Raw genomic sequence first — 26,575 nt, forward strand, 5'->3', positions numbered from 1 at the left:
TCGCCAGATCCCGCCTCACCCTCGTCCCCGACACCGGAACCGAGGTGACCACCGAACCCGCCCTCGGACTCAGCGCCTAACCCCCAAACCGAAGGACACCGCTACACCACCACCGGGGACTTGACCGGGGGATCCACTCTCGGCCGCCGCTACCCAGATCCGATCGCACGTAGACAGCGGTCGCGTCAGAACCCTTCGTACTGGATAGAGGCAACGCCCTGCATCTCCCGCGCGAGATGCTCGCTCAGCCGTTTCCCGTCGGTGAACCACGCAGCATCCCGCTCATTGGACACCAACCACGCCTGGCCCGGTCGAGCATGTGCGAAGAAACGTCAGTCCACGCTAGGGTCGCAAGCGTTCCGGTCCAGTAACCGTCCAGTTGCTCGCGAGCAACGGCACATCGGTTACATTCTGCGAAAGCAGTTCTGCCGACCGGCAACTACTCATGACGTTCAAGGAGGAACCATGACCGAGGTCGCCTTTCTCACCCCAGACACGATCCCGACCCCGAGCGACGGAGATGCGGATGCGACGGAGGCCGTCGAGAGTCTCTACACGGCGGGCATCATCGGCCGAAAGGGCGCATTCAGCAGCGAGTGGGCGGCGCGCATGGGCGAAGACATCGAGCTGGCCCTGGCCGACGCGAAGTCCCGGCCCAATGGCGCGGTCGGGCGCGGTCCGAATCGCTACTACGTGGAGATCCATCCCGAGCAGCTGCGCGGATTCGTGGAGCTCGTCGACCACCCTTGGGTGCGCACGGTGTGCACAGCGGTGCTCGGCGAGCATTACGAGATCGTCGAGCTCGGCTTCGACGTCCCCGGCCCTGGCGCGATGAACCAACCGTGGCACCGCGACTTTCCGATGCCCGACGAGACCCGCGAGAACAAGCGGCTGACCTCGCTGGCCTTCAACCTGACCGCGGTCGACACGGAGGAGGAAATGGGTCCCTTCGAGATCGCCCCGGGAACCCAGTGGGCCTGGTCGGAGAGCTTCGAGCACGGGATGTTCCCGCCGAAGGACGTCTACCCGGTCTTCGAGGAACGGGCGGAACGAAAGTATCCGAAGATGGGCGACATCTCGGCGCGCTCTGCCCTGACTATCCACCGGGGCACGCGCAATTATTCGGACAAGTCGCGTCCGGTGCTCGTGCTCGGAGTGGATGCCCCGGGTGCGGGCAATGCGGACCATCACGACATGGCGGTGACCCACGCCTACTGGGACGCGCTTCCCGAACGGGTGCGCCAACACCTCCCCTGCCCGGTCGTCGACGTGCTCGAGCCCATTACGCAGAAGCACGATATCGAGGGGCTCATGATGGGCGAGGCCGACGAGGAATAACTGGGCGGGCGGCGACCGACGCCCAGCCGCAGGTTATGCGGTGCTGTCGAGAATCAGGCGCGCCGCAGCGGTCGGTTGGTCCCAGTGCGGAAAGTGACCGCAGTTTTCGAACCAGTGCAGCGTCGCGTCTGGGAACAGCTCCGTGGCCCGCGCTGCCTGGCTGGGAACGGTGACTTTGTCCTTGCGCCCCCATCCGATGACCATTGTGCCCGTGAGCGAACCGGCCGGCGCGCCCTCCTGGCGCGGCCCGTGAACCAGCGCGTCGAGAGCTGGGTCCAGGCTGGTTGATGTCGTGAATCCGCGAAGCTCGTGCAGGACCAGATCCTGCGGCAGCTTCCAGGGACGGGCGGAGAACTGTGCCAACAGGGCAGTACGGCCTGCGGGGTTACCCGTGAGGAAGGGAAGCGCCGGTTGGATGCGGCGCACCAGTGCGACGGAGGCCCTGATAGTCGCACCGAAGATCGCGGCCTGCCGGTCATTCCAGAACCCACCAGGGTCCAGTGCGACAGTGGTGCCGGCGTGCCCTCGACGCGCCATTTCCATTGCCATCCGGGCGCCCATTGAGCTGCCGACCACATCGATGTCGCCGAGTTCCGCGTCGCGGATGAAGGCTTCGACGGTGTCGGTCAGGGTAGCGATGGTGGTTTCGCCGGTCAACGGCGCGGATTTGCCACAACCAGGGAGGTCAATCGCGATCACATCGCGTTCCGCGGCCAGTGCAGGGATTATGGGGTTCCAGTTGCCGATACTGGAACCGAGCCCATGGATCAACAGCAGTGGCTTACCTGAGCCTTGCCGGGTCGAGTGCAGCATCAGCTCACTGTAGGCCAGATGGGATCAGGTGCCGCTCAGCGCCTGCTCATCTGCCGCGACGTTCTTCTGCACCGCGAACTGGGTCCGGTGCAATTCCTCGTAGCGCCCACCCACAGCGAGCAGTTGCTCATGCGTACCGCGTTCCACGATCGAGCCGTCCTCGACCACGAGGATCAGGTCCGCGCTGCGGATGGTGGACAGGCGGTGGGCGATCACCATCGCCGTGCGTCCCTCGAGCGCCTCGCTGAGCGCCTCCTGCACGGCGGCCTCCGACGTCGAATCCAGCGCCGCCGTGGCCTCGTCGAGGATGACGACGCGCGGCTGGGCGAGCAGGAGCCGCGCGATGGTCATCCGCTGGCGCTCACCCCCGGAGAGTCGGTAGCCACGCTCCCCCACCACGGTGTCCAGCTGGTCCGGCAGGGATCGGATGAGCGGCTCGAGCCGCGCACGTCGGACGGCGTCCCACACCTCGGCGTCAGACGCCTCCGGTCTCGCGAGGCGAAGGTTGGAGAGGATGGTCTCGTGGAACAGGTGGCCATCCTGCGTCACCATGCCCAGGGTGTGTCGCATAGAGACGAAACTGATGTCGCGGACATCCGTTCCCGCGAGGCGCACGGCGCCGCTGTCGACGTCGTACAGGCGCGAGAGAAGCTGGGCGATCGTCGACTTGCCGGCACCGGACGTTCCGACCAGGGCAACGGTCTGCCCTGGCTCGATTCGGAATGAGACGCCGTGCAACACCTCTTCTCCGCCGCGGGTATCCAGTGTCGAGACCTCCTCGAGGGAGGCCAGGGACACCTTGTCTGCGGACGGGTAGCCGAACCGGACGTCATCGAACTCGACGGCCACCGGCCCCTGGGGAACGACGACGGCGTCGGGCTTCTCCTGGATGAGCGGTTCGAGGTCCAGCACCTCGAAGACGCGCTCGAAACTGACGACCGCGCTCATGATCTCGACCCGTGCGTTCGCGAGGCTGGTCAGCGGGGCGTAGAGGCGGGTGAGGAGGAGCGCCAGGGTGACCACCTCGCCGGTATCCAGCTGGCCCGCGAGTGCAAGAAAACCACCGAGCCCGTACACGAGTGCGAGGGCGAGGGCAGAGACGAGCATCAGCGCGGTGAAGAAGACGAACTGCAGCATGGCGGTCCGGACTCCGATGTCGCGGACACGGGAGGCGCGCACGCGAAACTCTTCGGCCTCCTCGTCGGGCCGGCCGAACAGCTTGACCAGAGTGGCGCCGGGCGCAGAAAACCGCTCGGTCATCTGCGTGCTCATGGCGGAGTTGTGGTCGGCCGCCTCGCGGCGCAGCGCGGCGAGGCGGCTGCCCATGCGGCGCGCGGGCACCAGGAAGATGGGGAGCATGACCACGGCGAGAACGGTCACGAGCCAGGACGTGCTGAGCATGACGATCAGGGTGAGGATCAACGCCACGAGGTTCGTGACCACGCCGGACAGCGTGCCGCTGAAGGCCTGCTGCGCGCCGATCACATCGTTGTTGAGGCGGCTCACCAGGGCACCAGTTCGCGTGCGGGTGAAGAACGCGATGGGCATCTTCTGCACGTGGTTGAACACTGCGGTGCGGAGGTCGAGGATCACGCCCTCGCCGATCCGCGCGGAGAACCAGCGCGTCACCAGTGATACGCCGGCGTCGGCCACGGCCACGAGGGCGATGACGACAGCGAGCCGGACAATCGTGCCGACCTCACCCTGGGCGACGATGACGTCGACCACCTGCCCGGCGAGTACCGGTGTCGCGACCGCGAGGAACGCTCCGACGATGGAGAGCGTGATGAACACCAGCAGCTTGGACCGGTACGGCACCGCGAACGTCATGATGCGCCGCACGGACTCACGGGAGATGCCGTGCTTGCCGTCCCTGGCAGTCGAGATCTTGTAGAGCGAGCTCCAGGCCGCGCCTTCCATGCTCATGGTGATTCCTTCCGTGGGCGACACGCTCAACTTCGATGGCGGGTTGCCCGCGCCCGGGATTCTTCCCGGCGGCCGCGAGCCGGGGCCGTGCTTCCGAAGACGGCTCGGCCCGTCATGACTGCCGGACTCGCAAACGCAGCGAGCGTACCCCTCGACCCGCCAATACTCGCATGCCCGCTTGTGAGCCTCAGACCGCAGCGACCGCGCGCAGAAGCCCCGGAACGAGTCCTAGGTCACATCACGTGCGGGGTCGAGGGCGTCGAGAAGTTCGTGGAAGGCCCGGTCGGTGCGGGCGGTGTCGGCGGTGGCATCGAGGTCCATCAGCAGGCCGCGGATCACGGCGAGGACGAGAGTTGCAGACTCCGGACGACCGATACTACGCAGGCCCTCCTCGAGCGGCTGCAGCCAGTCGGTGGTCGCGATGCGCCGGAACCCTGGCCACAGCGACTGCTCCGCGTTCTCGCGTAACTGACTGAACATGCGCAGGTACGGCCGCCCGTCGGGACCGGTCATCGCGGACCACGCTCGAGCCAGCGTGGCGGTGTACGCCTCATCGGGGCGCACGCGCAGCAACTCGCCGAAACTGTCGAGCTGGCGTTGTCGCGCCTGCCGCAGGATCGCCCGCAACAGCTCGTCCCTTGTACCGAAATGGTAGAGGAGCATACGGGCCGACGTACCGGTGGCGCGGACGAGAGGATCGAGCCGGTCGGGAAGCCCGTACTCCAGGGCGTGATCGGTACACCTGTCGAGGAGCTCGTCCGCTATCTCCGGTTGTCGCTGTCTGCCCACGAGGCCATCTTTTCACGTAATAACTCATACATGTACCGTTGAATACGGGAAAGCTGGAGAGAGGAACTCCGATGGAATTGATCTTCGTACACGGTGCCCTGGTGCGTGACGGCCAGTGGTGGTGGCAGCGGACTGCCGACCTGCTGAGGGAGCGCGCCGGCATCCATAGCCGCTCTGTTCTGTTGCCGTCCTGCGGCGAGACCACCTCGAGCGAGGTCGCGGGCGGACTGGTCGCCGACGCGGCTGCGCTTCGCCGCGAGCTCGACGATGTCGATTCCGCGATCGTCGTCGGTCACTCCTATGGCGGCACCGTCATCGCCGAAGCGGGGCAACACCCCGCGGTCTCCCACCTGCTCTACATCTCGTCGTACCTGCCGGAGGTCGGGCAGTCGCAGGGGGCGATCATGAGCGGGGAGAGCGATCCGGTGTCCGTCGCGGGCGGCGATGACGGCACCCTGAACCTGGCTGGTTACGATCCGGACTCGTTCGGGGCCAGGTTCCTGCAGGACGCCGACGACCTCGCCCGTAACCAGGCGTGGGAGCGCGTGACCGCTCAAGCGGTGGGAGCCTTTCTGACACCGACCACCAACGCGGGGTGGCACGGCGTCGACTCGACCTACCTCGTCTGCGGGCAGGACCGCAGTACGTCCATCGGGCTGCAACGCTTTCACGCGAACCGGGCGACACGCAGTGTCGAGCTGCCGACCGGTCACCACCCATTCATCTCCCGTCCCGACCTGGTGGTCGAACAGGTTCAGGCCCTGGCGCGTCAGTGATGAGGCTTGTCCGGGGGTGTCGGTCAGCGCCCGAAGAAGTCGTCCAGGCCGGGCAGGGTGAAGCCGGATCCGAGATCGCTCACCTGATCGCCGAACCCCGACACGGTGTCGCCGGCGCCTGAGACGGCGTCGCCGAGGCCGCCGGTGAGCGCCTCCGCGTCGAGGCCTTCGCCGAGCGCGGTGAAGTCGACTCCGATGTTCGCGGCCTGCTCGAGAAGCGGGCCAGCGACCGAGCTGAGCACAGCACCGCCGGCCACCGCGGCGAGAACGCCGCCCGCGGCGAGGCCGACTCCCGCGGCAGCGCCGCCGACCATTGCGCCGCGACCGAGACCTCCGCCGGGGCCCGACCCGGCGCTACCGGCGTTACCGGCGCGAGCGAGGAGACCACGGAGGAACCCCGGCCTGGTCGCCTCTGTTCGGGTCGCCGCGCGCGCGAGCGCATCCGCATCCGACGTTCGAGGGCGCTCACGCTCGGGAAGCTCCTCGTCCATACGTCGCTGGATCGCTTCGCGCTGCGCCGGGGTGAGGCGCCCGAACGCCTCGCGGTGAACCTGCTCGATCTGGCGCGGGTCTGCCGTCTCGAGGAGGTAGTCGTAGCGGGCGATAGCGGCGCGATCGGCGTCGCTCACCGTTGCCGATGCCGGGCTCGAGTTCGGTCGAGCCGGCGTTGCCGACCGCGCCTGCGCCTGTGCCCGCGATCCAGGAGGCACGCCGGTGGACCGACTCGGTTCGCCCGCGCGTGCGTCACCGGTGAGGGAATCTGCGGCGCTGCGAACGACCGATCGCCAGTCTGTCTGGCCACCACCGGATCTCCTATCCGTCGATCCGGACTTGCTCAGTGCATCCTGGGCGAGGCGGGCGAGCTTCGAGAACTTGCTCATGACTTGTACTCCGTGGGGGATGCTTCGTCTACCGGCTTAGCCGAGGCGGACTCCGGCCGATCACGGCGGGTCTTGATGAGGCTCGCCACCGTGGCGACGGTGATCGTGGCACCGATGAAGAGCAGCGATACGGAGATCGGAATCTCGGGCACCCACAGCAGCGGTTCGCCGGAGTTGATGAACGGCAGTTCGTTCACGTGCAGGGCGTGGAAGATGAGCTTCACGCCGATGAAGGCCAGGATGACCGCGAGGCCCTGTGCGAGGTACACGAGGCGTTCGAGCAGCCCGCCGATGAGGAAGTACAGCTGACGCAACCCCATGAGCGCAAAGGCGTTCGCGGTGAACACGATGTAGGCCTCTTCTGTGAGCCCGTAGATGGCGGGAATCGAGTCGACCGCGAAGATCAGGTCGACGAAGCCGATGGCGACGATGGTGAGCAGCATCGGGGTGACGAACCGCTTGCCGCCCAGCTTCACCGTCAACTTGTCTTCGTGGTACTCGTCGGTGATGGGCAGGTGACGGCGAACGAATCGCATGAACGCGTTGTTGGCGGGGTCGGTCTCGTGGTTCGAGAAGGCCTGGCGGTAGGCCAGGAAGAGAAGCAGGGCACCGAAGACGTAGAAAATCCAGGACAGGTTCTCGATGAGGGCCGCGCCGACGGCGATGAACCCCCCGCGCAGGATGAGGGCGATGATGATGCCCACCATGAGCACCTTCTGCTGGTAGATCTTCGGCACCGCGAACGCGCCCATGACCAGGAGGAAGACGAACAGGTTGTCGATCGACAGCGCCTTCTCGGTGAGGTATCCCGCGAAGTACTCGCCGCCGTAGGTCCATCCCGAGACGGTGCCGATCCCCACACCGAAGAGCAGGGCCAAGCCGATGTAGAAGGCCGACCACCGGGCGGCTTCACCGATGCTCGGTTCGTGGGGCTTTCGCACGTGGGCGAAGAATTCGTAGACGAAGAACGCGATCGTCACGGCGATCGTGATGAGCCAGATCAGGGGTGTTACCTGCATGGGGGTACTCCAAAGGGGTGGCGTTGACAGAACACCAAGGTCTCCTCCGCTCTGACCGAGTCAGAACCGGCGGCCCGGAATGCAGGACTGCATTCGTATTGACGGACCAACCGCAGGCGGGAGTACTCCCCTTGTTGCCCCCACCCTACAAGAAACTCGCTATGCGCAACCTTGGAGGGACCCGCAAGCGACTCGTGGCCCGTAGAACCGTCGGGTCACGTACCGACGGGTGCACCAAGGGTGTCGGCCATCTGCCACCAGAGCCGGTTCACCTCGAAGTACCGATCGGTCGGATCGAGCGGCTTCTCCCACGGCTTGTCGATGATGTAGTGGATGTTTGCGACCGACGCCAGATCCCAGACAGACGGGTGCTGGTGCGGCAGGGTCTTCAGCGCGTTGTACACGTAGGGCAGCGGGCGCCATCGGTCGCGATAGTACTCGTTGAGGAAGTCCTGTTCGGCGAACGGGTAGCCGGTCAGGTCGTCCAGCGCCGCCAGCCTCCCCAGCATGTCGGCGAGCACCGCGTCGTCGGGCGCCAACACGAGAAAGCCGCCGTTCAGGTAATTGTCGGTCGCTTCCGGTTCGGTGACATGGTCCACGCCCCGGCAGTGGCTGTAGAAGCAGGTGTCGGGCGTCCAGCTCGCCGGATAGCTCGCGATCCGGTTCGGGTTGCACCGGCAGGCGTGGCAGGCGGCGATGGTTCCATCGGGCAGGTCGAGCGTGAACAGCTCATCCATGGTGCGGGTCACCAGCATGTCGGCGTCGAGGAAGACGACACGGTCGAAGTCGGTGAGTCCCCACACGGCCAGCTTGGTCCACACCTCCGCGAACCGGCTATTCGCGTAGCTGTCGTCGGACCCGCCGCCCGGACGCAGCGGTGCCACGTCGCGGAGGAGGCATCCATCGTCCTGAAGGAGACGCCGGGTCTGCTCGTCGATTCCCTCCGTCACCATGACGACGAGGGGGGCCTGGCTGCCGGAAGCGGCGAGCGAGGCTCGCAGCGTGCGCACGCCGACCACATAGCCGGGTTGCGTCAACAGGGTCACCCAGGCGTTCCTCGGTGGCACCCCGCCACCGGCGTCGGGGGCGTGGCGGCCCGCATCAGTCAAGGAGGGCCGCCGTGAAGGCGTTGGCGAAACGGTGCTGCGGGTCGAGCGTCTCGCGGACCCGGCGAAACGCTTCCCACTGGGGGTAGAGCGCCGGCCAGTCGTACAGGGACTCGTCGAAGTACTTGCCCCAGTGGGGCCTGCCGCCCTCCTCGGCCAGGGCACGTTCGACCGCCCGCAGGAAACTGTCGCCCTCCTCCGAGAGTGATCCGTCCGCCGCGTAGTAGACGACGAAGCCGAAGTAGCAGGTGTCCTCGCCGTGAGAGGGGCTGAGCCATCCATCGGACGGACCGGTGCAGCGCAGGATCACCGGGTAGTGCATTCGCGGACGGGTCGCCGCGTGCCATTCCTTGATCTTGGTGATCACCGCTCCGGCGCGGGCGAGGGGGATGCCGATCTCGACGTTGATCTGCGGGGTCGCGATGCCCCGGGTGAAGACCTGGTAGATGTCACCCGTGACGTCGGTGAAGTCCCTGAAGCGAGTCACGGTCTGCAGCGGCTTTCCGTCATCGGCGACACCCCTGCTGTCGTCGCGAAGCTGCCGCAGCGTCGACTCGATGGTGTCGTTCATCGTCGCGTTGGTGGTCGCGTGCTCCAGCAGCGCGCCACCGGCGGCGTGATACCGCGTGACCTCATCGTCGGTGGCCTCGTTGGCGGTCCAGACCTGCACCTGCCCCTCCTGGGGGAACCACCACGCCTTGACCAGCACGTTCTCCCTGTTCCACACCTCGAGGTCTGTCTCCAGGGTGTCGGCGTCGACGGCGTTCTTGACGCAGGTGTAGATCACTGATTCACGCGCACGAAGCGTTACCGCGGTGATGACGCCCAGCGAACCGAGGCTGAGCTGCACGGCGGCAAAATGCGGGTGGTCGCGGTCGAACTCCGCCACGGTGCCGTCGGCGAGCACCATGCGGATCGACAGCGCGGCGCCGGCGATCGAGCTCTGCTGCAGGCCTTGGCCGTGGGTGCCGGTCGACAGGGCGCCGGCCAGCGTCTGCTCGGCGATCACACCGGGCGACGCCGGCAGCATCTGCCCGCGCGCGGACAGGAATTCGTACACGTCGGCCAACGGGGTCGAACCGGCGAACGTCACGGTATCGGCGGTGCTGGAGATCAGTCCGCTCAGCATGCTCAGGTCGAGCAGCGTTCCACTCCCGTTCGCGACCTCGATCAAGCGGCCGGGTGACATTCGGCTTCCGATCATCCGGACCGGGCCATCGCTGGCGGACAGGAAGGCGCACAACTCTGCCTCGGTGGCCGGGGCGATGACCGAACCGGGGGGACCCAACCGGGAGTTCTTGGCCCAGTTGTGGAGCCGGGTGTCTTCGCCGGTGAGCTCCGGTTCCTGATGGGGGTAGGCCAGCCGCATGATACTCATCGCACATCTCCTCTTGAAGCTCGGTACTGCCTCGGAGCTGCACTGATCCGTAAAGCGATCCCACCGGCACGCGAACCATTCGATGCTCGACGACTCTATTTAATCCCGCTGGGGGAACTGGCCTCTTCTGAGGAAGTCCCAGCGACCGTGCAGCCGACGCCCGGGACGGCACTGGGTACGCTGGGGCCGTGATTATCGCGTGCGTACCCGACTCCAACGCTCGAGAGCTCCTCGGAGCCGTTCCCGACGGGGTGGAGGTGATCGTCTGGGACGGCGAGGGCGACAAGCCCGAGCACCTCGCTGAGACCGTGTTCTGGGTGCCACAGGTCGAGGACTCCACCAACCTCACCGAGAAGTTCGCGGCCATGCCGAAACTCGAAGTCACCCAGCTGACGAGCGCAGGCGTCGAGGACATCATCGAACACGTCCCGGACGGGGTCACGCTCTGCACCGCCCGCGGGGTGCACGGTTCGGCCGTTGCCGAGCTGGTCCTGACCCTGATCCTGGCCACGCTCCGTCGTCTCCCCCACTTCAGCGAGGCGCAGCGTGAAGGCACGTGGAGCCCGATGGAGGCGGACGACCTGCGCTACAAGCGGGTGCTGATCATCGGTGCCGGCGACCTCGGCGAGCAGACCGCCCGCCGGCTGCAGAGCTTCGACGCCACCCCGGTGCTCGTCGCGCACACGGCGCGCGACGGCATCCATGCCACCTCGGAACTGCCCACCCTGCTGCCCGGGGCCGACGTGGTGGTACTCACCGTTCCGCTCACCGAGGACACGACCGGGCTCGTGGATGCCGAGTTCCTGGCCGCGTTGCCCGACGGTGCACTGCTGGTCAACGTCGCACGCGGCAGGGTCGTCGACACCGATGCGCTGCTCGCCGAGCTGACGACCGGCCGGCTGCGTGCCGCCCTGGACGTGATGGAGCCGGAGCCGCTGCCCGCTGGCCACCCGCTGTGGACGGCACCGAACCTGATCATCACCCCGCACGCGGCCGGTTCCATCACTCAGGCCGGACCGCGTGCCTTCGCTCTCGTCAACGAGCAGCTACGCCGATACGTGGCCGGCGACGAACTCACCAACGTCGTGAAGGGTGCCTACTGAGGCTGCCGGCGACTGGGTGCCCGGGCGCCTGAGGCTGCCGGCGACTGCGCCCTCAGGCGTAGGCGGTGAAATTCGGACCGAGGCTGTCGAGCCAGGCGACCGGGTGCACTGCCAGGGAGTCGGCGCCGGGACGGGCGAACGCGGCGGCCACCGCCTCCTGCAGCGCCGCTTGCGTGCGGGCGAACGGGTAGCGCTCCAGCACCCAGTGGCGGTTCGCGGCGCGCATCTCCGCGAGGGCGCCGATGTCGTGGATGAGGTCTGCCACCCGGTCGCGGATGAGCAGCGGTCGCTGGTCGGGGATTCGCCACGCGCCGGGAGCGTCGAACAGCTCGTGTCCGCCTCCGCCGTCGTAGCCCACCACGAGACAGCCTGACGCCAGCGCCTCGGCGACCGGAAGGCCGAAGCTCTCGGTGTGCCCGAGCGCCACGAACACCGCCGATGTGCCGAGGGTCGCGGCCACCTCTGCCCTCGGCGCCTGCACCAGCTCGACCAGATCCACCCCCGCGAACCGCGGGTCGTCGGCCAGCAGCCGCTTCAGCAGGGAGGCCTCGCGCGGCCTCTTCTTGGGGAACCAGCTCACGCGGAGCCGGTCGGTCGCGCGCGGGGTGAACAGGTCGCCGTCTACCGGGTTCGGCACCACCGTCGCAGGCAGTGCGGGCAGCGCCGCGGCCAGCACGTCGCGGCTCTCGGCGGTCACCGCCCAGATCGCCGGCGGCGGCGCCCAGCCCGGAAAGTCGTCGCTGGGTGATCCGGCGGCGAACGTGTAGAAGTGGTTCTGGTTGAAGATGACCTTGCGCGCTCCGGGCGCCGGGTCGCGGCCCTGGACGGTCGGTGTCTCCGGCAGCACCAGGAGATCGTTCGCGCCGATCGGAGTGCTGGCGCCGAACACCATCGGCACGTCGTTCGCGATCCAGTCGGTGCGGTCCGCCCGATCGGGAAGCCACAACCAGGCCTCGTGTCCGCTGTCGCGCAGCAGCCGCACGTGCTGGGTCATCACGTGCACGCCGCCGCTGTGATGACGAGTGGCGAAACCCGCGTAGACGATCCGCCCGGGAGAGGGCACGGCGCGGCTCATCACGCCGGCGGGGCCAGGTACCACGACGCGCCGCTCCCGGTGTTGTGGGCGGGGAACGACCCGGGCCCGAGCCCGACCTCTGCCCGCCACCCGTCGCCCCACTTGGCGTTCAGGCCGTCGAGGATCTCCGCCCGGTTTCCCTCCGACGTCTGGCCTGTTCTGTTCATCGTCTGTCGACGCAGGTGCGAGACGTAGGCGCCCTCGGTGACCACGCACCGCAGGCCGGCCGCGCCCACCCGGATCGCGAGGTCGATATCGGCACCGTAGCCGTGTGCTGGGAATGCCACCTCGTCGAGACCCCCCAGCTCGACGATGGGCGACACCGCGAACGCGATCGCGGTGCCGTCGCAGAAGTCGACGTCACGAAGCGCGCCGCGCGGCACGTATTCGGCGGCGGTCGGCGGAACCGGGTTGGCCCGCTGGTGCAGCCAGAAGTCGTCGTAGCAGGCCGCCGCGATCGCGATGTCGCCGCCACCGTCACCGCTAGTCGAGAACGGGGCGATCAGCCCGTCGAGGAATCCGGGCGACAGCCGGATGTCGTTGTTCAGCACCACGCAGACCGCCTGCCCATCGCGTGACGCCGTCTGCAGTGCCCAGTTCGCGGCGCCGATCCACCGCAGGTTGCGCCCGGGGCGGTGGACCGTAATGCGTCCCTCCGGGAGGACGTAGTCACCGGCGTTGTCGACCACCACGATGCGCACGGACGGGTCGAGGTCGCTTCCGTCGCGGCAGAGGTCGCTCACCACGGCATCGGTCAGCTCCGGCGATCCGAACGCGGGAATGACCACCAGGGTCGATGGGGTGACGCTCGGAGCAGTCACAGGTCAGCGGGGCCCGCGGAGTCGCCGCGGTCGCCGGTCGAGGTGATCATGAAATCGGTTCCCGTCAGGTCAGGGTGGACGTGGGCCACGGCAGCGAACGATACCGGGTTCTGAGTGAAAACCAGCCCGTTGGCGGCGCGGGCTGAGCTCGTCAGCGTGCTCGTGCCACCACAGCCCATAACGGATCCCCGCGATACCCGGTCTCCGGCGTGCGCAGTGATACCTCGGCGGGGCCGAAGCCACCGGCCAGGGCGAGATAACGGCTCACCACCTCGCCATGCTGCGCGTCCGTGGTGGCCAGCCAGCCCTGGATGGCCTTGGTCGGAAAGCATCGGTTCGAGTACGTGATCACCACCGGGCCGTGGGGCTTCACCACCCGGGCGACTTCGGCGAGCACCTCGACGGGCCGGATCAAATAGTCGATCGAGACGCAGCAGGTGACCGCGTCGAACGTGCCGTCAGCGAAGGGCAACGACGGGTCGCCGTTGAGATCCTGCACGACGCGCTCGGTCGCCGCCTCGTTGGCGTCGAGTTCTGCGCGGTTCATGCCGAGTACGGTCAGACGCGGTGGCGGGGTGACGAAGTGCGACACCCACGACGACATGAGGTCGAGCACTGACGGAGCGCCAGGTGCGGTCCCGTCGATGCCGAGCTCGCGGTAGAGCTCCCCGACCGCCCGCACCGCACCATCGTCGATATGCGTGACCAAACGCGGCGCGCGATAGAAGTCGCCGTCGGAGGTCGGGTCGTCACGGTCGAAGAACCAGTCGGGAAAAGTGGCGTCGGTCATGCAGTCATTCTGCGACCGGTGGCTTGCGCGGAGCTGACCGGGTCGCAGCAGTCATCGGGCGTACTCCGTGACCGGCCGGCGCACGCCCGCTGTTCCAGCCCAGGTATCGCCGGCGGCAGGAGAGTGAGATATCGTCGCGACGGGGGAAACATGAAGGCTGGATCGCGGGCGCTGTACGTCGAGACTCTCGTGCGCGCCGACCTCGACACCGTGTGGAGGCTCACCCAGGATCCGGTGCTGCATCCGCGGTGGGACCTGCGGTTCAGTGCCATCGTTCCCCTCGATACCGACGATCACGGTCGTACCCACTTTCGATACGAGCGCTCCCTGCCCTTTCACCGCATCGACGGCACCGGGATCTCGTTGGGCGAAAAGGTTCGTCCGGACGGCACCCGAACCTCGGCACTGTCGTTCATGACCGACGACCGACTGTCGCCCCTGCGCAGTGGTCGCGGCTACTGGCGCTACGAACCGACGCCGGAAGGTGTGCGCTTCATCACCGGGTACGACTACTCGCCCGGTTTCGGGCGGATCCCCGACCTGGTCATGCGGCCCCTCGTCAGCTGGATGACTGCGTGGAGCTTCGACCGGCTTCGCATCTGGGCCGAGACGGGCATTCCGCCCGAGAAGTGGGGCCTGCTGACCGTGTTCGCCTGGTGGAACTCGGAACGCCCGCGCGCGGGCCGCTGCCGAACCCGGCCGCCGCGCGACGGCGCCATGGCCGGCGCCCCGACCACTCTCACGGAGCTGCCGTGACCACGCCGATGTTCCGCGCTGCCCTCGGCGAGGACCGCTTCGCGCAACTGCACCCCATGCTGCAGCGCCGCTTCGGTGTCTCCCTCGACGCGGGGTACGCGTGCGTCGGACACGGAACCATGGACAGCATCCGGCGTGGACCCTGGTGGACGGTCCCATTCCTCTGGATCGGCAGGCTGCGCCACATCCTCGTCGCCGACACCGGCACGAAGGTGCCGTTCACTATCGAGAACTACCCGTACCGCGACCCGTTCGGCCGCGAAACCGTCACCTTCGTGCGGGAGTACCGCGTGCGCCGAAAACCGGCCAGGTTCGATGCCACCATGGTGCTCGATACCCGCCGGGGCGTGATCGTCGACTACCTGGGCACGCACCAGCACCTCGCGGTCGACCTCGAACTCGACGTCGACGAATCCGGCGGGCTCGTTCTGCGGTCGACCGACCAGCGCTTCTACGAGGGGCCATTCGGGTTTCGCTTTCCGATGGTGTTCTCGGGGCGGGCCGAGTTGCACGAGCGCTGGGATGACGACCGCGAGGCGTTCCACATCACCCTGGAAGTGCGCAACCGCGTGTTCGGCTTCCTGTTCGGGTACGACGGGTGGTTCACCTGCGAGTTCCCGCCCGCGACCGACGCGCCACCCCGCCTCAAGCCGGTGCGCCACGAACGTCGGCTCTAGCGGCATGCCGGGAGAGGATGGCCCGGTGGGAACAAGTCCGACAGTCACGGCGACGTTCAGCGCAGAGATCCTGCGCCGCGACACCTCAGCGGCCCGATGGCTCGACGGCCTCCCTGGTCTCTGGCGCAGTCTGTCGACCGAATGGGGCGTGGAGATCGACGGCCCCACGCGCAACGGCGCAACGTCGCTCGTCGTTCCCGTGGTCACCCGCTCCGGTGTGCGGGCGGCCGTGAAGTTGGCGAGTCCGGTGGTCCGGATCGACCCCGAGGTGGCGGCGCTGAGCGCGTTCGCCGGGCGCGGGGCGGTGAGGCTGCTCGATGCCGACACCACCCGCCAGGCCATGTTGCTCGAGTGGATCGACGGGACCGCGCTCAGCGAGCTGCACGACACGGTTGCCGCGATGGCCATCGCCGGGCGCCTCAGCCGCGAGCTGGCCGGTGCGACCCCGCCGCCGGACGCACCCAGCCTCGCGGGGCAGGCGAATGGCTGGTCGGCGCAGCTGCGGGAACAGCACCTCGTCGCGCAACGGTCTGGTGCCGCGTTGTCGAACGAGCACCTGCAGGTCGCCCTCGAGGCCATCGACCGCCTCGCGTCAGACGGCACCTCGACCCTCACCCACGGCGATCTCAGCCTCGCGAACATCCTGCAGGCGGATGGCGATCGGTGGGTCGCCATCGATCCCCTCCTGCTCGTCGGGACCCCGGCCAACGAGGCGCACACGGTCACGCGGAGCCACCTGGCTACCGCGATCGGCTCTGACGACCCCAGCGCCCTGCTGGTGAACTGGACACGGCGGTTCACCGAGGCGGCAGAAGTCGACTTCTCGACGGCTCACGCCCTCTCCTTCGCGCGGTACATCGCGTCGTACTACTGGGAGTCGCAGAACGACGGGGAACCCGTCAACGTCGCCAGGCTGAGGCAGGCAGCGCTGCTGCTGGCCCCGCTGGCCTGACGTCTCACTGCCTTGCCGGTGCAGGTATGGATGCAGGTGCCGGCTGCCAGCGCGTCGGGTCGATCGTGAACACCCGGCGGCGTCCCGGCCACTCGCTGAGGGACCACAGGCGACGTGTGTCGCGGTCGTAGGCGAGGTCCTCGGGACCCGGGGGCAGCACGTGTCGATGCCGGGTCATGGCGCCGGGCGTGCCGACCCAGAGATCACCGCGGTTGCGCTTGCCGTTGCTGGTCGTCACGAACCAGGTGCCGTCGACAATGCAAGCGCCCTGCATTCGATACAGGCCGGGCTCGACCAGCTCTCCCCCGTCACCGCCGTCACCGCCGTCGAGGTCGAACCTCACCAGGCGGTCGGGGCGACTGCCGTCTCCGTACTCGCCCGCCACGAGACGAGGAGGTCCGTCTCGGTGCTCGATGGACACGAAGGAGAACCGCATGCCGCGATCGCCCTCGACCTTTCGGGCACGGTGCTGTGCGTGTTGCGGGAGCACGTGCCGGTAGCCGAACATCGGTTCGCGCAGCAGCAGGAGGTCGTCCAGGTGGAATTCGCGCAATCCGCCGAAGGTGTCCGCCACGAGGAGACGCTCACCCAGCAAGGCAATACCGCCCGCATGCACGACCACGGGCTGTGGGCGAACGTCGCCGTCGGCGGCCCGCGCCAGCTCAACGAGCAAGACGTGGTGGTAGCGCGGCAGGCGCGGCGACCGGAGGTCGACGAAGGTTACGCGCACCCCCTGTTCGACACCGCGCACCGGGTGGGCGTACCAACTCACCGCGAGGATGCGACGACCGTGGCGCTGGGCCACATCGATGCCCTGCGGCCACCACGTGGAGTCGAAGGTGTCGCGCAGGCTCCAACGGAATGCGTGCCCGGCGGCAGCACCCCGCGCCCACGCCGGCCAGGCCCGCTGGCCGCGCACGGCCATGAGTTCGTCGAGCCCTATCCGCCGCTCCCCCGCCGCGGCCAGGTCGTCGAGCAGCCCAGGATCGGACAACTCGATACGCAGGTCGAACGGTAATCCGGGCACGCGGATGAGCCTAGACGGACCTCCGGAGTACCCCCGGTTCGGGTAACTCTGGAGCTTCAGCCCGCGTTGTGGACAGGGTTCAGAGACGTACTGTCCGGGAGTGAGCCTCTACTCTTGGTGGATGCGGACGGCCGGAGTCGATCTCGCTGCCGAGAGCAAGGGCACCGCCCTCGCGATAATGGATTGGACCCCCCTCGGGGCGACACTGCGTGAGCTGCACCTTGGGGTTGACGACCAACAGATTGTCGCCGCCGCGGTCGGGGTTGAGAAATTGGGGATCGACTGCGCCTTCGGGTGGCCCGACGAGTTCGTCCGTTTCGTGACCGGCCACTCGGGCCGTGTGCCGAACCCCTCCGGTCCGGAAGGCGGGATGGCATGGCGACGAACACTCGCCTACCGCGAGACGGACCGCCATGTTCGGGAGAAGACGGGCCGTTGGCCGCTCAGTGTCTCCACCGACCGCCTCGGATTGACCGCGATGCGGTGCGCTGGCCTTCTCGCGCGCCTCGAGAAAAGCGGCCTCTCTACCGATCGAGCCGGATCGGGGGCTGTGGTCGAGATCTACCCTGGTGCGTCACTGCGGCTGTGGGGGTTCAACACCACCGGGTACCGCACCGACAGCACCAGTAGGGCACGGCTGTTGCGAGAGATTCTCGAGGCCGCCCCCTGGCTGGACGTGGCGGCCTTCTCGGAACAGCTAATCAGCTCTGCTGACGCTTTCGACGCAGTCATTGCATCGCTCGCGGCCCGAAATGCCTCGCTCGGCTATTACGCCCGGCCTCCCGTGGAGTTGCTGGAGCGGGCCCAACGTGAAGGCTGGATTGCCCTGCCAACCAAGAGAATCGGTGACTTGCTCCACGACCCACCCAGTTGATTGATGCGCCGCGCGGCGCCCAGTTCGACATCCGGTTTCGGTGATTGACCGACCCTGCTGGTGTTCGAGGGGTGCATCGTTGCGCCGTTCTCACCCGCCTCAGGCATGCCTCTCGTCTGTGGCACGCTTGGGCTCATGCCACCGCTCACGCCGAAAGACATGCTTCACCGCTACCTGCAAGAGGGCCGCGATGCGCTGGTATGGAAAGTGACCGGCCTCTCGGAGTATGACATCCGACGGCCGCTTACCCCCACCGGGACCAATCTCCTGGGTCTGGTGAAACATGTGGCGGGTTGTGAGATCGGGTACTTCGGCGGCGTCTTCGGGCGGCCCCTCGAAAACTCCCCAGCGTGGCTTGACGACGAGACAGAGCCCAATGTCGACATGTGGGCAACAGCCGACGAGTCGCGGGGAGAAATCATCGGCCTCTACCAGCGCGCTTGGGCGCACTCCGACGAGACGATTCGGGTACTCGACCTCGAAGACACGGGCGTGGTGGACTGGTGGCGGCCCGAGAGCCGGCAAGTCACACTCCATCGGATCCTGGTTCACATGATTGCCGAAACCCATCGGCACGCCGGGCAGGCGGACATCATTCGCGAACTGATCGACGGGACAGTCGGGCTGTACGAGGTCAACGACAACATCCCCGCAGGAGACGCTGCCTTCTGGGCGGAACACCGGACCCGGGTGCAACGCGCAGCGGAGGCCCACTCTCTGCCGCGGGAATGAGGACCCTCGAATACTCGCGGCTGCGCCACACGGAGTGTCCGCGGACTCGGACCGCGTCTGCAAAGAAAAAGGCCCCCGGTCTCCGTAGAAACTACGGGGCTACAGCTGGGGTACCTGGACTCGAACCAAGAACAAAAGAATCAGAATCTTCCGTGTTGCCAATTACACCATACCCCAATGGCCAGAACCGAAGCCCGGGCCGACTATAGAGCTTAGCCCATGGCGGGCCGAAGTTCATATTCGGGCGCGCTGCATCCTCGTGGCGTAGAGGGCGGTGGCGGCGTAGAGGGCAGCACCCACCGCGAAGGCCACCGGGTACGAGACGGTGTCGGCGAGGAAGCCCGCGACGAGGGGGCCGACGATGGCTCCGACATCCGCACACATCGAAAAGAGCGCGACCGGACGACCACTGCGGGGTCCAGCCACGTCGCCCACGGTGGCGGCGGGAGCGGTGCCCATGAACGAGGCGGCGACGCCGTAGAGGCAGAGCAGCACGGTGAGCACGATGATGTTCGGAGCGAACGGGATGGCGACGACGATCACCGCGGCGAGCGAGTACGAACCGATGATCGCGGGGCGCCTGCCGACGGTGTCGACGAAGCGGGCGGCGGGCGCGAGCGCGATACCCTGCACCACCGCGGCGATGGCGAACGCGATGCCGGTCCACACGCTGGTGCCGCGCAGCACCTCGACGACGAAGAGGGGGACGAGGGCGCTGCGCACGCCGAACGAGGTCCAGCCGGAGGCGAAGTTCGCGACGCAGGCCGCGCGGTAGCGGGTGTCGGCGAGCACGGTACGGAGGGGCACCGGGGTGACGGGCGCAGCGGCATCCACACCCCCTCTCGACCGGCGCAGCAACACCAGCGCGATGAGGCTCGCGACGGTGAGGGTGGCCGCGTAGAAGAAGAACGGCGCCTGAAGCGAGATGGTGCCGAGCACGCCGCCGAGTGCGGGACCGGCCATACCGCCGATGAGGAACCCGCCCTGGTAGAAGCCGATCGCACGAGCGCGCAGCGTCGACGACGTGGCGCCGAGCAGGAGGGTCATTGCCGAGACCGAGAACAGCGCGGAACCGATGCCGCCCGCCGCCCGGAGCAGCAGAAGCTGCGGGTAGTCCTGCGCGATGCCGACCAGGCCGCTCGATACGGCGACGATGCCGACCCCGATACCGAGGATGAGGCGCTCGCCTCCCCAGTCGATGAACCTTCCGACGAAGGGGCTGGCGACGAGGCGCATGAGGGCGAAGGCCGAGACGACGGCGCCGACCTCGGTGTACCCGACGTCGAAGCTGCGGGCGTAAACCGGCAGCACGGGAACGACGACGCCGAACCCGAGCATCACGAAGAACGCGACGACGCCGAGTACGTAGACGTCGCGGGGCAACCGGGGCTTCTCGGCCACCGGGGTCGGGTCGGTCACTCGCTAGTGCCGGTCGCGCGCGAGGGCAGGTTCGACAGTGGCGGGTAGGGAGTCGACGGGTGCGGCGCTGGGCGCCCCGGCGTATGCGGGCGCGGCAGGATTCGCGAACACCGCACGCGCGAGGTCGCCGTTGAGGGCCGATGCGACCCGCGCGCCCTGGCCGGCGGCGACGATGAGCTGCCGCGGCCCAGGCTCCGCCGAGTCCCCCGCCGCGTACACGCCGGGCAGCGACGTGCGGCCCTCCGCGTCGACGACGAGGTGCCCGTCGATGCCCGTCGCAAGCCCGAGCGAATCCACATACGCCAGCGCAGGTTCATAGATCGGACGGACGAACGCGGCGCTCCTCGGCACGACCTCGCCGGTCGCGATGCGGATGCCGGTCAGCCCGGTCTGGTCGCCCACCACGTCGTCGAGCGCGCGACGGTCGACGGTGATTCCGCGGTCGGCGAGGACCGCTTCATCCATGTCCGTCACCGTGCCCACGCCGTTCGTGAACACGATGATGTCGCTGCTCCACTGCGACAGCAGCATGGCGCGGTCGGCCAGGTCGTCGGTCTCGCCGATCATCGCGAGGTGTCCCCCGCGCTCCTCGTAGCCGTCGCACTCGATGCAGCTGTGGATGCTCGTGCCGTAGAACGCGCGCAGCGTCGGCAGCGCGGGCATCACCTCGGTCACACCGGTCGCGATGACCACGGTGCGTGCGGTGTATTCGCTCTTCTGCAGTCCGGCCTTGGATGCCACGCTGAAGCCGCCGTCGACGCGCGTGATCGCGGTGACCATGGCCTGGTGGTACTCGTAGTGCGGATACTCCTGCAGCTCCTGCCGCGCGAGCTTTCGCAACTCGAGCGGGGAGACCCCATCGCGCGTGATGAAGCCGTGCGAGTGAAAGGTGGCGGCGTTGCGGGGCCGGTTGCCGTCGATCACGATCGTGTGGCGGCGGGCACGCACGAGGTTGAGTGCGGCGCTCAGGCCGGCTGGCCCCGCGCCGACGATCGCGACGTCGTAGACGTCGGGCGACTCGCGAACTGGTTCGGTGCTCACAAGCTCGCCGTGAGCCTCTCGATCCTGGCCAGGGTGGACTCGCGCCCCAGCAGCTCCATCGACTCGAACAGGGGCGGGCTGATGCGGCGGCCCGAGATGGCCGTGCGCAGCGGTCCGAACGCGACACGCGGCTTCATGCCGAGCCCGTCGATGAGGGCCGCGCGCAGGGCCGCCTCGATGTTCGCGGTGCTCCAGGCGTTACTCGGAGTCGAGGCGTCGAGGGCACGGAGCGCGTCGCGGGCTGCGTCGAGCACCGGGCGGGCGTCTGCGGTGACCTTCACGTCGGGGTCGACGGTGATGGCGTCATCCGCCGTGAACAGAAAGGCGAGCAGGCCGGGCGCCTCGCCCAGCAGCTGCATGCGCTCCTGCACGAGCGGGGCCGCCGCGATGAGCTTCTCTCGGTCGGCGTCGGTCTCGACGAGCTCGCCGAGGTACGGCACGAGGCGCGCGGCGAACTGGTCGGCCGGAAGCATGCGAATGTGGTCGCCGTTGATCGACTCGGCCTTCTTGAGGTCGAACCTGGCGGGGTTCGGGTTCACGTCGACGACATCGAACGCGTCGATCATCTCGTCGATGCTGAATACGTCGCGGTCGTGGGTGAGCGACCAGCCGAGCAGCGCGAGGTAGTTGAGCAGCCCCTCCGGCAGGAAGCCGCGCTCGCGGTGCAGGAACAGGTTCGACTCGGGGTCGCGCTTGCTGAGCTTCTTGCTGCCCTCCCCCGTCACGTACGGCAGGTGTCCGAAACGGGGAACGGCGGATGCCACGCCGATGTCGATCAGTGCGTGGTAAAGCGCGATCTGCCGCGGGGTCGACGACAGAAGGTCTTCGCCGCGAAGCACGTGCGTGATGCCCATCAGCGCATCGTCGAGGGGATTCACGAAGGTGTAGAGCGGGGCGCCGTTCGGCCGCACGACGACGAAGTCGGTGAAGCTGCCGACGGGGAAGGTGATCTCGCCGCGAACCAGGTCGTCGAACGACAGTTCGGTGTCTGGCACGCGCAGGCGCAGCGCCGGTGTGCGGCCTTCGGCGCGGAATGCCGCGCGCTCGGAGTCGGTGAGGTCGCGCTCGAAGTTGTCGTAGCCCTGCTTGGGGTCGCGGCCGGCGGCGACGTTGCGGGCCTCGATCTCCTCGCCCGTCGCGAAGCTCTCGTAGAGGTGCCCGGATTCGATGAGGCGGGCGATGACGTCCTGGTAGATTCCGGTGCGCTCGGACTGCCGGTATGGCGCATCCGGCCCGCCGACGTCGATGCCCTCGTCCCAGTCGAGGTTCAGCCAGGTGAGCGCCTCGACCAGCTGGGCGTAGCTCTCCTCGCTGTCGCGGGCCGCATCGGTGTCTTCGATGCGAAAGACGAGCTTGCCGCCGGTGTGGCGGGCATACGCCCAGTTGAAGAGGGCCGTGCGGATGAGCCCGACGTGCGGGGTTCCGGTGGGCGACGGGCAGAAGCGAACGCGAACGTCGCTTCCGGTGGCTGTGGTGACGGTAGCTGGCATGGCTCCCCGATTCTACGGTGACGGGCGGTGCGCGCCCTCCCAGCCGGGGTCACTCCGGGCACTGTTCCTGCAGGCTCAGGGCGTACTCGCGGTCGGTGTCGCCGACCGGCGGGCCGTCGCAGCCGACGAGTGTCGTGCCGAGGCCGCCGCCCGACGTCGTAATGACCCCCTGCCCGGTGAGGTCGCGGTCGCACTGGATCGTGAAGTCGACGGCGACCTGCTGGAGGCGGTATCCCACGACGTAGTCGCCGGCCCCTTCTGGTTCGACGGTGTTCGAACTGAAGTCGATGAACGGGTCGCCGAGGTCGGTGGGGGCCACGTCCTGGCCATTGGCACTCTCGAGCAGGGCGTCGATATTCTCCGCGTCGCTCCATCCGGTGGCTCCGCCGGCGACGTCGCGCGTGACGGTCGTGTCATACCCCTGCTGGGACGTGGATGCCGAGACGAGGTTGCCCGATTGGTCGATCGTCATGACCTGGAACCCCACGTCGGCGGGGTCGACACTCGACGGCTCCCCCAGTCGATCGCGGTGGCCGTCACGGGGCTACACCGTTCGTACGACGGTGTCGGCCTCGGCGTACTCGAGGGTTGGGCGTCGACCACGCCCGGCCCGCCGGTGCATCCCGCGATGGCGAGGGCGGTGAGGGGAACGATGACGATGGACAGTGCACGACGCATGGCATTCCTCCATGATTTACGCGGTGGATGTGCTCGTTTCGGTCATCCACGCTACGGAATGCCTGTCGGGAACGGGGCCGGATACTCAGGTCACGTTCAGGAGCGCGGGCTCAGCGCCGTGAATTTCATAGCTGGATGACGCCGAGCGCGAGCACCGCGATGAACGCCCACGACGCCAGGCCGACCACGAGCGCGCGCCACCCGGTGGTGACGAGCCTCGCCAGGCGCACCGCGGTGCCCAGCGCGAACAGGGCCGCGCCCAGCACCAGCACCTGCAGGGTGTCGAGTGCCGACAGCACGGGCTCGGGGATGGGGAGGAAAGTGTTGGCGAGCACGGCGAGCAGGAAGCCGACGATGAACAGCGGCACGAGCGGGGCGCGGGGTGCGGCGGGTGCGGCGGCGGGTGTTGCGGGGGCGGCGGGTGCCCCGGGGGTGGTGGTCTGCGCAGCAGTGGTCGGCGACCCGGGGGCCTGGGCGGTGCGGGCGGCCGCGGCATCCATTCGACGCGAGACGCCGGTCGCGATGGCGACCATCGGCGCGAGCATGAGAACCCTGGTGAGCTTGACCACCACCGCGATGGCGAGCGCCGCGGTTCCCGCGGTCTGGGCGGTGGCGACGACCTGCCCGACGTCGTGCACGCTCGCCCCGACCCAGTGGCCGAACTGCTCGGCGTCGAGTCCGAGCGCGGCACCGGCGGCGGGGAGCACGACGATGGCGAGGGTTCCGCACAGGGTGACCAGCGCGACCGGCGTCGCCTGCTCTTTCGCATCGCTTCTCGTCGCTGACCCCATCGCACCGATGGCGGAGGCCCCGCAGATGGAGAACCCGGCCGCGACGAGGAGCGGTTCGTTACCCGGCAGGCGCATCAGCCGGCCGAACCACCAGGTGGCGAAGAACGTGACGACGACGAGGGCGATGACCGCCACGACCGCGACGATGCCGAGGTCGGCGATGTCGATGAGGCTGAGCTTGAGCCCGAGCAGCACGATTCCGAACCGCATCAGGGTCTTCGACGCGAACTTCAGGCCGGGCGCGAGCGGGCCGTCGAGCACGCCGCGGGCCGCGGGCACCTGCCCGACGACGATGCCGAGCGCTACCGCGATGGTGAGCATGGGCACCACCGGCAGCACGAGCGCGAGTGCCGACGCGAGCAGCGCGACCCCCACCGAGACGGCGACGCCCGGGAGCATGGCGCGCGACGTCGGGGCTGGGCTCACCGGTTGCGCGCGGGGTTCGAGAGCGTTCCGATGCCCTCGATGGTGATGTCGACGGTCTGGCCGTCGGTGAATCCGCCGAGGCCGGCCGGGGTACCGGTCATGATGATGTCGCCGGGAAGCAGCGTCCACACGTCGGACGCGAAGGCGATGATCTCGGGGATGCTGTGGATCATGTCAGCGGTCGAGCCGCTGCGGCGCAGCTCGCCGTCGACGAACGTGGTGATCGCGACGTTCTGCGCGTCGAGGTCGGTCTCGATCCACGGGCCGATCGGCGCGAACGTGTCGTAGCCCTTGGCCCTCGCCCACTGCCCGTCGGAGAACATCACGTCGCGCGCCGACACGTCGTTGCCGACCGTGTAGCCGAACACGTAGTCCTGCCAGTTCGAGGCATCGACCTGCTTGGCGATGCGACCGATCACGATCACCAGCTCGCCCTCGTGCACGACCCTGCCCTCAACCGGCGGAATCAGGATGGCGTCGCCGGGGCCGACTACCGCGGTGTTCGGCTTGAGGAAGATGAGCGGCGTCGACGGGCCGGTCTCGCCCATGTCGGCCCGGTGCTCGGCGTAGTTGAGGCCGACGCACACCACCTTCGAGCGCGGGATGACCGGCGCGAGCAGCTTGGCGCGGGAGAGCGGCACGCGTTCGCCCGTGGTGTCGAAGCCGCTGAACATCGGATCGCCGGCGAGCACGACCAGTTCGTCGTCGTCGACGATGCCGTAGCGCGGGTCGCCGCCTCCCGTGCTGAAGCGGGCGATCCTCACTGGCCTGTCGTTTCTGTCGGCGCGTCGAGCCTGGTGAGCCACCCGTGGCGGTCCGCTACCCGGCCGTACTGGATGTCGGTGAGTTCCTGGCGCAGCGACATGGTGAGCTCGCCTGCCGCTGCATCCGCCCGACCCGCAGTGAATCCCTCGCCGACCAGCAGGGCGATGGGGGTCACGACGGCGGCGGTGCCGCACGCGAACACCTCGGTGATCTCGCCGGACTCGACGCCGTCGCGCCATTCGTCGATCGACACCCGCCGTCGCTCGACCCGGTGCCCGCGGTTTTCGGCGAGCTGCAGGATGCTGTCGCGCGTGATGCCCTCGAGGATGCTGTCGGACTGCGGGGTGACGAGCGTGCCGTCCTTATAGACGAGCACGACGTTCATGCCACCGAGCTCTTCGATGTACTTGCCCTCCACCGAGTCGAGGAACAGCACCTGTGCGCAGCCGTGGCTCGCGGCCTCGGACTGGGCGAGCAGCGACGATGCGTAGTTGCCGCCGGTCTTGGCCGCCCCGGTTCCGCCCTTGCCCGCGCGGGAGTAGTGGGCCGAGAGCCAGATCGACACCGGCGAGACGCCGCCGGTGAAGTACGCGCCGGCGGGGCTCGCGATCAGGTAGTAGGCGACCTCGGCCGCAGCGCGCACCCCGAGGAACGGCTCGCTGGCGAACATGAACGGGCGCAGGTACAGGCTCGTCTCGGGCGCGGACGGCACCCACGCGGAGTCGACCGCGATGAGCTGCTCGAGGGTCTGGATGAAGTAGTCGGTCGGCAGCTCCGGCAGCGCGAGGCGACGGGCCGAGCGCTGCATGCGTTCGGCGTTCTTCTCCGGGCGGAACGACCAGATGGAGCCGTCGGCGTGCCGGTAGGCCTTGAGCCCCTCGAAGATCTCCTGCGCGTAGTGCAGCACGGCTGCCGCGGGATCCATCGCGATCGGGCCGTACGGCTCGACGCGCGCCTGATGCCAGCCGCCGTCCTCGGTCCAGCGCAGGTTCACCATGTGGTCGGTGAACTGCTTGCCGAAACCGGGGCTGCGCAGCATCTCCTCGAGTTCGGCCTCGGCGGCGCCACTGTCGTTGGGGATGACCTCGAAGGCGAGCGGGGACTGTGCCACGGGAGTGTCGACGGACATATC

Annotated in this window: 26 protein-coding genes and 1 tRNA gene; 8 read left to right on the forward strand and 19 right to left on the reverse strand. The window is 68.1% G+C overall.

Annotated elements, in window-relative coordinates:
* The first annotated feature begins 465 nt into the window (after nt 1–465).
* Nucleotides 466–1,338, forward strand: coding sequence for a phytanoyl-CoA dioxygenase family protein (locus tag G5S38_RS07005; RefSeq protein ID WP_165066413.1), 873 nt, complete (start codon nt 466–468; stop codon nt 1,336–1,338).
* Nucleotides 1,339–1,371: 33 nt separating this feature from the next.
* On the opposite strand, the gene G5S38_RS07010 is transcribed toward G5S38_RS07005, so the two are convergent.
* The 3 genes from G5S38_RS07010 to G5S38_RS07020 all read right to left on the reverse strand — a co-directional run bounded on the left by G5S38_RS07010 (nt 1,372) and on the right by G5S38_RS07020 (nt 4,866).
* Nucleotides 1,372–2,151, reverse strand: coding sequence for an alpha/beta fold hydrolase (locus G5S38_RS07010; protein WP_235928948.1), 780 nt, complete (start codon nt 2,149–2,151; stop codon nt 1,372–1,374).
* 24 nt (nt 2,152–2,175) lie between these two features.
* Nucleotides 2,176–4,077 (reverse strand): ABC transporter ATP-binding protein, encoded by a 1,902-nt coding sequence (locus tag G5S38_RS07015; protein ID WP_165066416.1) that lies wholly within the window; start codon nt 4,075–4,077, stop codon nt 2,176–2,178.
* Between the two features lie 228 nt (nt 4,078–4,305).
* Nucleotides 4,306–4,866, reverse strand: coding sequence for a TetR/AcrR family transcriptional regulator (locus G5S38_RS07020; RefSeq protein ID WP_165066419.1), 561 nt, complete (start codon nt 4,864–4,866; stop codon nt 4,306–4,308).
* A 71-nt stretch (nt 4,867–4,937) separates the two neighbouring features.
* Here G5S38_RS07020 and G5S38_RS07025 point away from each other — a divergent pair, with 71 nt between their 5' ends.
* A complete protein-coding gene (locus tag G5S38_RS07025; protein WP_165066422.1) occupies nt 4,938–5,642 on the forward strand; it encodes an alpha/beta hydrolase in 705 nt (234 codons plus the stop codon).
* 23 nt (nt 5,643–5,665) lie between these two features.
* Here the strand turns inward: G5S38_RS07025 and G5S38_RS07030 are convergent, their stop codons facing one another.
* The 4 genes from G5S38_RS07030 to G5S38_RS07045 form a co-directional block, all read right to left on the reverse strand.
* The gene (locus tag G5S38_RS07030; protein WP_165066425.1) at nt 5,666–6,523 is read right to left on the reverse strand and encodes a hypothetical protein; all 858 of its coding nucleotides are present in this window, start codon (nt 6,521–6,523) and stop codon (nt 5,666–5,668) included.
* Nucleotides 6,520–7,542, reverse strand: coding sequence for a TerC family protein (locus G5S38_RS07035; RefSeq protein ID WP_165066428.1), 1,023 nt, complete (start codon nt 7,540–7,542; stop codon nt 6,520–6,522). Before G5S38_RS07035 ends, G5S38_RS07030 begins: the two co-directional genes overlap by 4 nt.
* 215 nt (nt 7,543–7,757) lie before the next feature.
* Complete coding sequence (locus G5S38_RS07040; RefSeq protein WP_201276613.1) at nt 7,758–8,588, reverse strand: glycosyltransferase family 8 protein; 831 nt, start codon at nt 8,586–8,588, stop codon at nt 7,758–7,760.
* A gap of 55 nt (nt 8,589–8,643) precedes the next feature.
* On the reverse strand, nt 8,644–10,026 hold the full coding sequence (locus G5S38_RS07045) for a D-arabinono-1,4-lactone oxidase (protein WP_165066431.1): 1,383 nt from the start codon (nt 10,024–10,026) through the stop codon (nt 8,644–8,646).
* Nucleotides 10,027–10,214: 188 nt separating this feature from the next.
* Between G5S38_RS07045 and G5S38_RS07050 the strand changes: the two genes are divergently transcribed.
* Nucleotides 10,215–11,129 carry a 2-hydroxyacid dehydrogenase gene (locus G5S38_RS07050; protein ID WP_201276614.1) on the forward strand — a complete coding sequence of 305 codons (915 nt, stop codon included), beginning with the start codon at nt 10,215–10,217 and terminating at the stop codon, nt 11,127–11,129.
* 52 nt (nt 11,130–11,181) lie between these two features.
* On the opposite strand, the gene G5S38_RS07055 is transcribed toward G5S38_RS07050, so the two are convergent.
* From G5S38_RS07055 to G5S38_RS07065, 3 genes are all read right to left on the reverse strand, one after another.
* Nucleotides 11,182–12,192, reverse strand: coding sequence for a glycosyltransferase (locus G5S38_RS07055; protein ID WP_165066434.1), 1,011 nt, complete (start codon nt 12,190–12,192; stop codon nt 11,182–11,184).
* An 11-nt stretch (nt 12,193–12,203) separates the two neighbouring features.
* Entirely contained in the window at nt 12,204–13,025 is an 822-nt protein-coding gene (locus G5S38_RS07060) for a glycosyltransferase (protein ID WP_165066437.1), read from the reverse strand.
* Nucleotides 13,026–13,176: 151 nt separating this feature from the next.
* On the reverse strand, nt 13,177–13,815 hold the full coding sequence (locus tag G5S38_RS07065; RefSeq protein WP_165066440.1) for a class I SAM-dependent methyltransferase: 639 nt from the start codon (nt 13,813–13,815) through the stop codon (nt 13,177–13,179).
* 150 nt (nt 13,816–13,965) lie between these two features.
* Here G5S38_RS07065 and G5S38_RS07070 point away from each other — a divergent pair, with 150 nt between their 5' ends.
* From G5S38_RS07070 to G5S38_RS07080, 3 genes are read left to right on the forward strand one after another with little or no spacing between them, the layout of a single operon-like run.
* Nucleotides 13,966–14,571 (forward strand): SRPBCC family protein, encoded by a 606-nt coding sequence (locus G5S38_RS07070; RefSeq protein ID WP_235928949.1) that lies wholly within the window; start codon nt 13,966–13,968, stop codon nt 14,569–14,571.
* Nucleotides 14,568–15,248, forward strand: a complete 681-nt coding sequence (locus tag G5S38_RS07075) for a DUF4166 domain-containing protein (protein ID WP_235928950.1) — start codon at nt 14,568–14,570, stop codon at nt 15,246–15,248. Before G5S38_RS07070 ends, G5S38_RS07075 begins: the two co-directional genes overlap by 4 nt.
* Before the next feature lie 25 nt (nt 15,249–15,273).
* Nucleotides 15,274–16,200, forward strand: a complete 927-nt coding sequence (locus tag G5S38_RS07080; protein WP_165066443.1) for an aminoglycoside phosphotransferase family protein — start codon at nt 15,274–15,276, stop codon at nt 16,198–16,200.
* Between the two features lie 4 nt (nt 16,201–16,204).
* On the opposite strand, the gene G5S38_RS07085 is transcribed toward G5S38_RS07080, so the two are convergent.
* On the reverse strand, nt 16,205–17,227 hold the full coding sequence (locus G5S38_RS07085) for a hypothetical protein (RefSeq protein ID WP_165066446.1): 1,023 nt from the start codon (nt 17,225–17,227) through the stop codon (nt 16,205–16,207).
* A gap of 100 nt (nt 17,228–17,327) precedes the next feature.
* On the opposite strand from G5S38_RS07085, the gene G5S38_RS07090 reads away from it, so the two are divergent.
* Complete coding sequence (locus tag G5S38_RS07090) at nt 17,328–18,101, forward strand: DUF429 domain-containing protein (RefSeq protein WP_235928951.1); 774 nt, start codon at nt 17,328–17,330, stop codon at nt 18,099–18,101.
* Between the two features lie 135 nt (nt 18,102–18,236).
* Nucleotides 18,237–18,833 (forward strand): DinB family protein, encoded by a 597-nt coding sequence (locus G5S38_RS07095; RefSeq protein WP_165066449.1) that lies wholly within the window; start codon nt 18,237–18,239, stop codon nt 18,831–18,833.
* Nucleotides 18,834–18,938: 105 nt separating this feature from the next.
* Here G5S38_RS07095 and G5S38_RS07100 read toward each other — a convergent pair.
* The 8 genes from G5S38_RS07100 to G5S38_RS07135 form a co-directional block, all read right to left on the reverse strand.
* A tRNA-Gln gene (locus tag G5S38_RS07100) sits at nt 18,939–19,010 on the reverse strand.
* A gap of 57 nt (nt 19,011–19,067) precedes the next feature.
* Nucleotides 19,068–20,252: an MFS transporter gene (locus tag G5S38_RS07105; protein ID WP_235928952.1), complete on the reverse strand. Its 1,185-nt coding sequence runs from the start codon at nt 20,250–20,252 to the stop codon at nt 19,068–19,070.
* A 3-nt stretch (nt 20,253–20,255) separates the two neighbouring features.
* Complete coding sequence (locus G5S38_RS07110) at nt 20,256–21,293, reverse strand: NAD(P)/FAD-dependent oxidoreductase (protein WP_165066452.1); 1,038 nt, start codon at nt 21,291–21,293, stop codon at nt 20,256–20,258.
* Nucleotides 21,290–22,783 carry a glutamate--tRNA ligase gene (gltX, locus tag G5S38_RS07115; RefSeq protein ID WP_165066455.1) on the reverse strand — a complete coding sequence of 498 codons (1,494 nt, stop codon included), beginning with the start codon at nt 22,781–22,783 and terminating at the stop codon, nt 21,290–21,292. Before gltX ends, G5S38_RS07110 begins: the two co-directional genes overlap by 4 nt.
* 49 nt (nt 22,784–22,832) lie before the next feature.
* On the reverse strand, nt 22,833–23,255 hold the full coding sequence (locus tag G5S38_RS07120) for a hypothetical protein (protein WP_165066458.1): 423 nt from the start codon (nt 23,253–23,255) through the stop codon (nt 22,833–22,835).
* A gap of 331 nt (nt 23,256–23,586) precedes the next feature.
* Entirely contained in the window at nt 23,587–24,678 is a 1,092-nt protein-coding gene (locus G5S38_RS07125; RefSeq protein ID WP_407943829.1) for a YeiH family protein, read from the reverse strand.
* Complete coding sequence (locus G5S38_RS07130) at nt 24,675–25,442, reverse strand: fumarylacetoacetate hydrolase family protein (RefSeq protein WP_165066461.1); 768 nt, start codon at nt 25,440–25,442, stop codon at nt 24,675–24,677. Before G5S38_RS07130 ends, G5S38_RS07125 begins: the two co-directional genes overlap by 4 nt.
* Complete coding sequence (locus G5S38_RS07135; protein WP_165066464.1) at nt 25,439–26,572, reverse strand: branched-chain amino acid aminotransferase; 1,134 nt, start codon at nt 26,570–26,572, stop codon at nt 25,439–25,441. The genes G5S38_RS07130 and G5S38_RS07135 overlap by 4 nt, the downstream gene beginning before the upstream one ends.
* Nucleotides 26,573–26,575: the final 3 nt, after the last annotated feature.

Source organism: Marisediminicola senii, assembly GCF_011057645.1.
In the GTDB taxonomy this organism is placed as follows: domain Bacteria; phylum Actinomycetota; class Actinomycetes; order Actinomycetales; family Microbacteriaceae; genus Marisediminicola; species Marisediminicola senii.

What these genes read in the sequence shown, in the direction of transcription:
- G5S38_RS07005 (WP_165066413.1), top strand. Translation starts at nt 466, where the DNA reads ATGACCGAGGTCGCCTTTCTCACCCCAGACACGATCCCGACCCCGAGC.
- G5S38_RS07010 (WP_235928948.1), bottom strand. Translation starts at nt 2,151, where the DNA reads ATGCTGCACTCGACCCGGCAAGGCTCAGGTAAGCCACTGCTGTTGATC.
- G5S38_RS07015 (WP_165066416.1), bottom strand. Translation starts at nt 4,077, where the DNA reads ATGAGCATGGAAGGCGCGGCCTGGAGCTCGCTCTACAAGATCTCGACT.
- G5S38_RS07025 (WP_165066422.1), top strand. Translation starts at nt 4,938, where the DNA reads ATGGAATTGATCTTCGTACACGGTGCCCTGGTGCGTGACGGCCAGTGG.
- G5S38_RS07030 (WP_165066425.1), bottom strand. Translation starts at nt 6,523, where the DNA reads ATGAGCAAGTTCTCGAAGCTCGCCCGCCTCGCCCAGGATGCACTGAGC.
- G5S38_RS07035 (WP_165066428.1), bottom strand. Translation starts at nt 7,542, where the DNA reads ATGCAGGTAACACCCCTGATCTGGCTCATCACGATCGCCGTGACGATC.
- G5S38_RS07045 (WP_165066431.1), bottom strand. Translation starts at nt 10,026, where the DNA reads ATGAGTATCATGCGGCTGGCCTACCCCCATCAGGAACCGGAGCTCACC.
- G5S38_RS07065 (WP_165066440.1), bottom strand. Translation starts at nt 13,815, where the DNA reads ATGACCGACGCCACTTTTCCCGACTGGTTCTTCGACCGTGACGACCCG.
- G5S38_RS07070 (WP_235928949.1), top strand. Translation starts at nt 13,966, where the DNA reads ATGAAGGCTGGATCGCGGGCGCTGTACGTCGAGACTCTCGTGCGCGCC.
- G5S38_RS07095 (WP_165066449.1), top strand. Translation starts at nt 18,237, where the DNA reads ATGCCACCGCTCACGCCGAAAGACATGCTTCACCGCTACCTGCAAGAG.
- gltX (WP_165066455.1), bottom strand. Translation starts at nt 22,783, where the DNA reads ATGCCAGCTACCGTCACCACAGCCACCGGAAGCGACGTTCGCGTTCGC.
- G5S38_RS07120 (WP_165066458.1), bottom strand. Translation starts at nt 23,255, where the DNA reads ATGACGATCGACCAATCGGGCAACCTCGTCTCGGCATCCACGTCCCAG.
- G5S38_RS07135 (WP_165066464.1), bottom strand. Translation starts at nt 26,572, where the DNA reads ATGTCCGTCGACACTCCCGTGGCACAGTCCCCGCTCGCCTTCGAGGTC.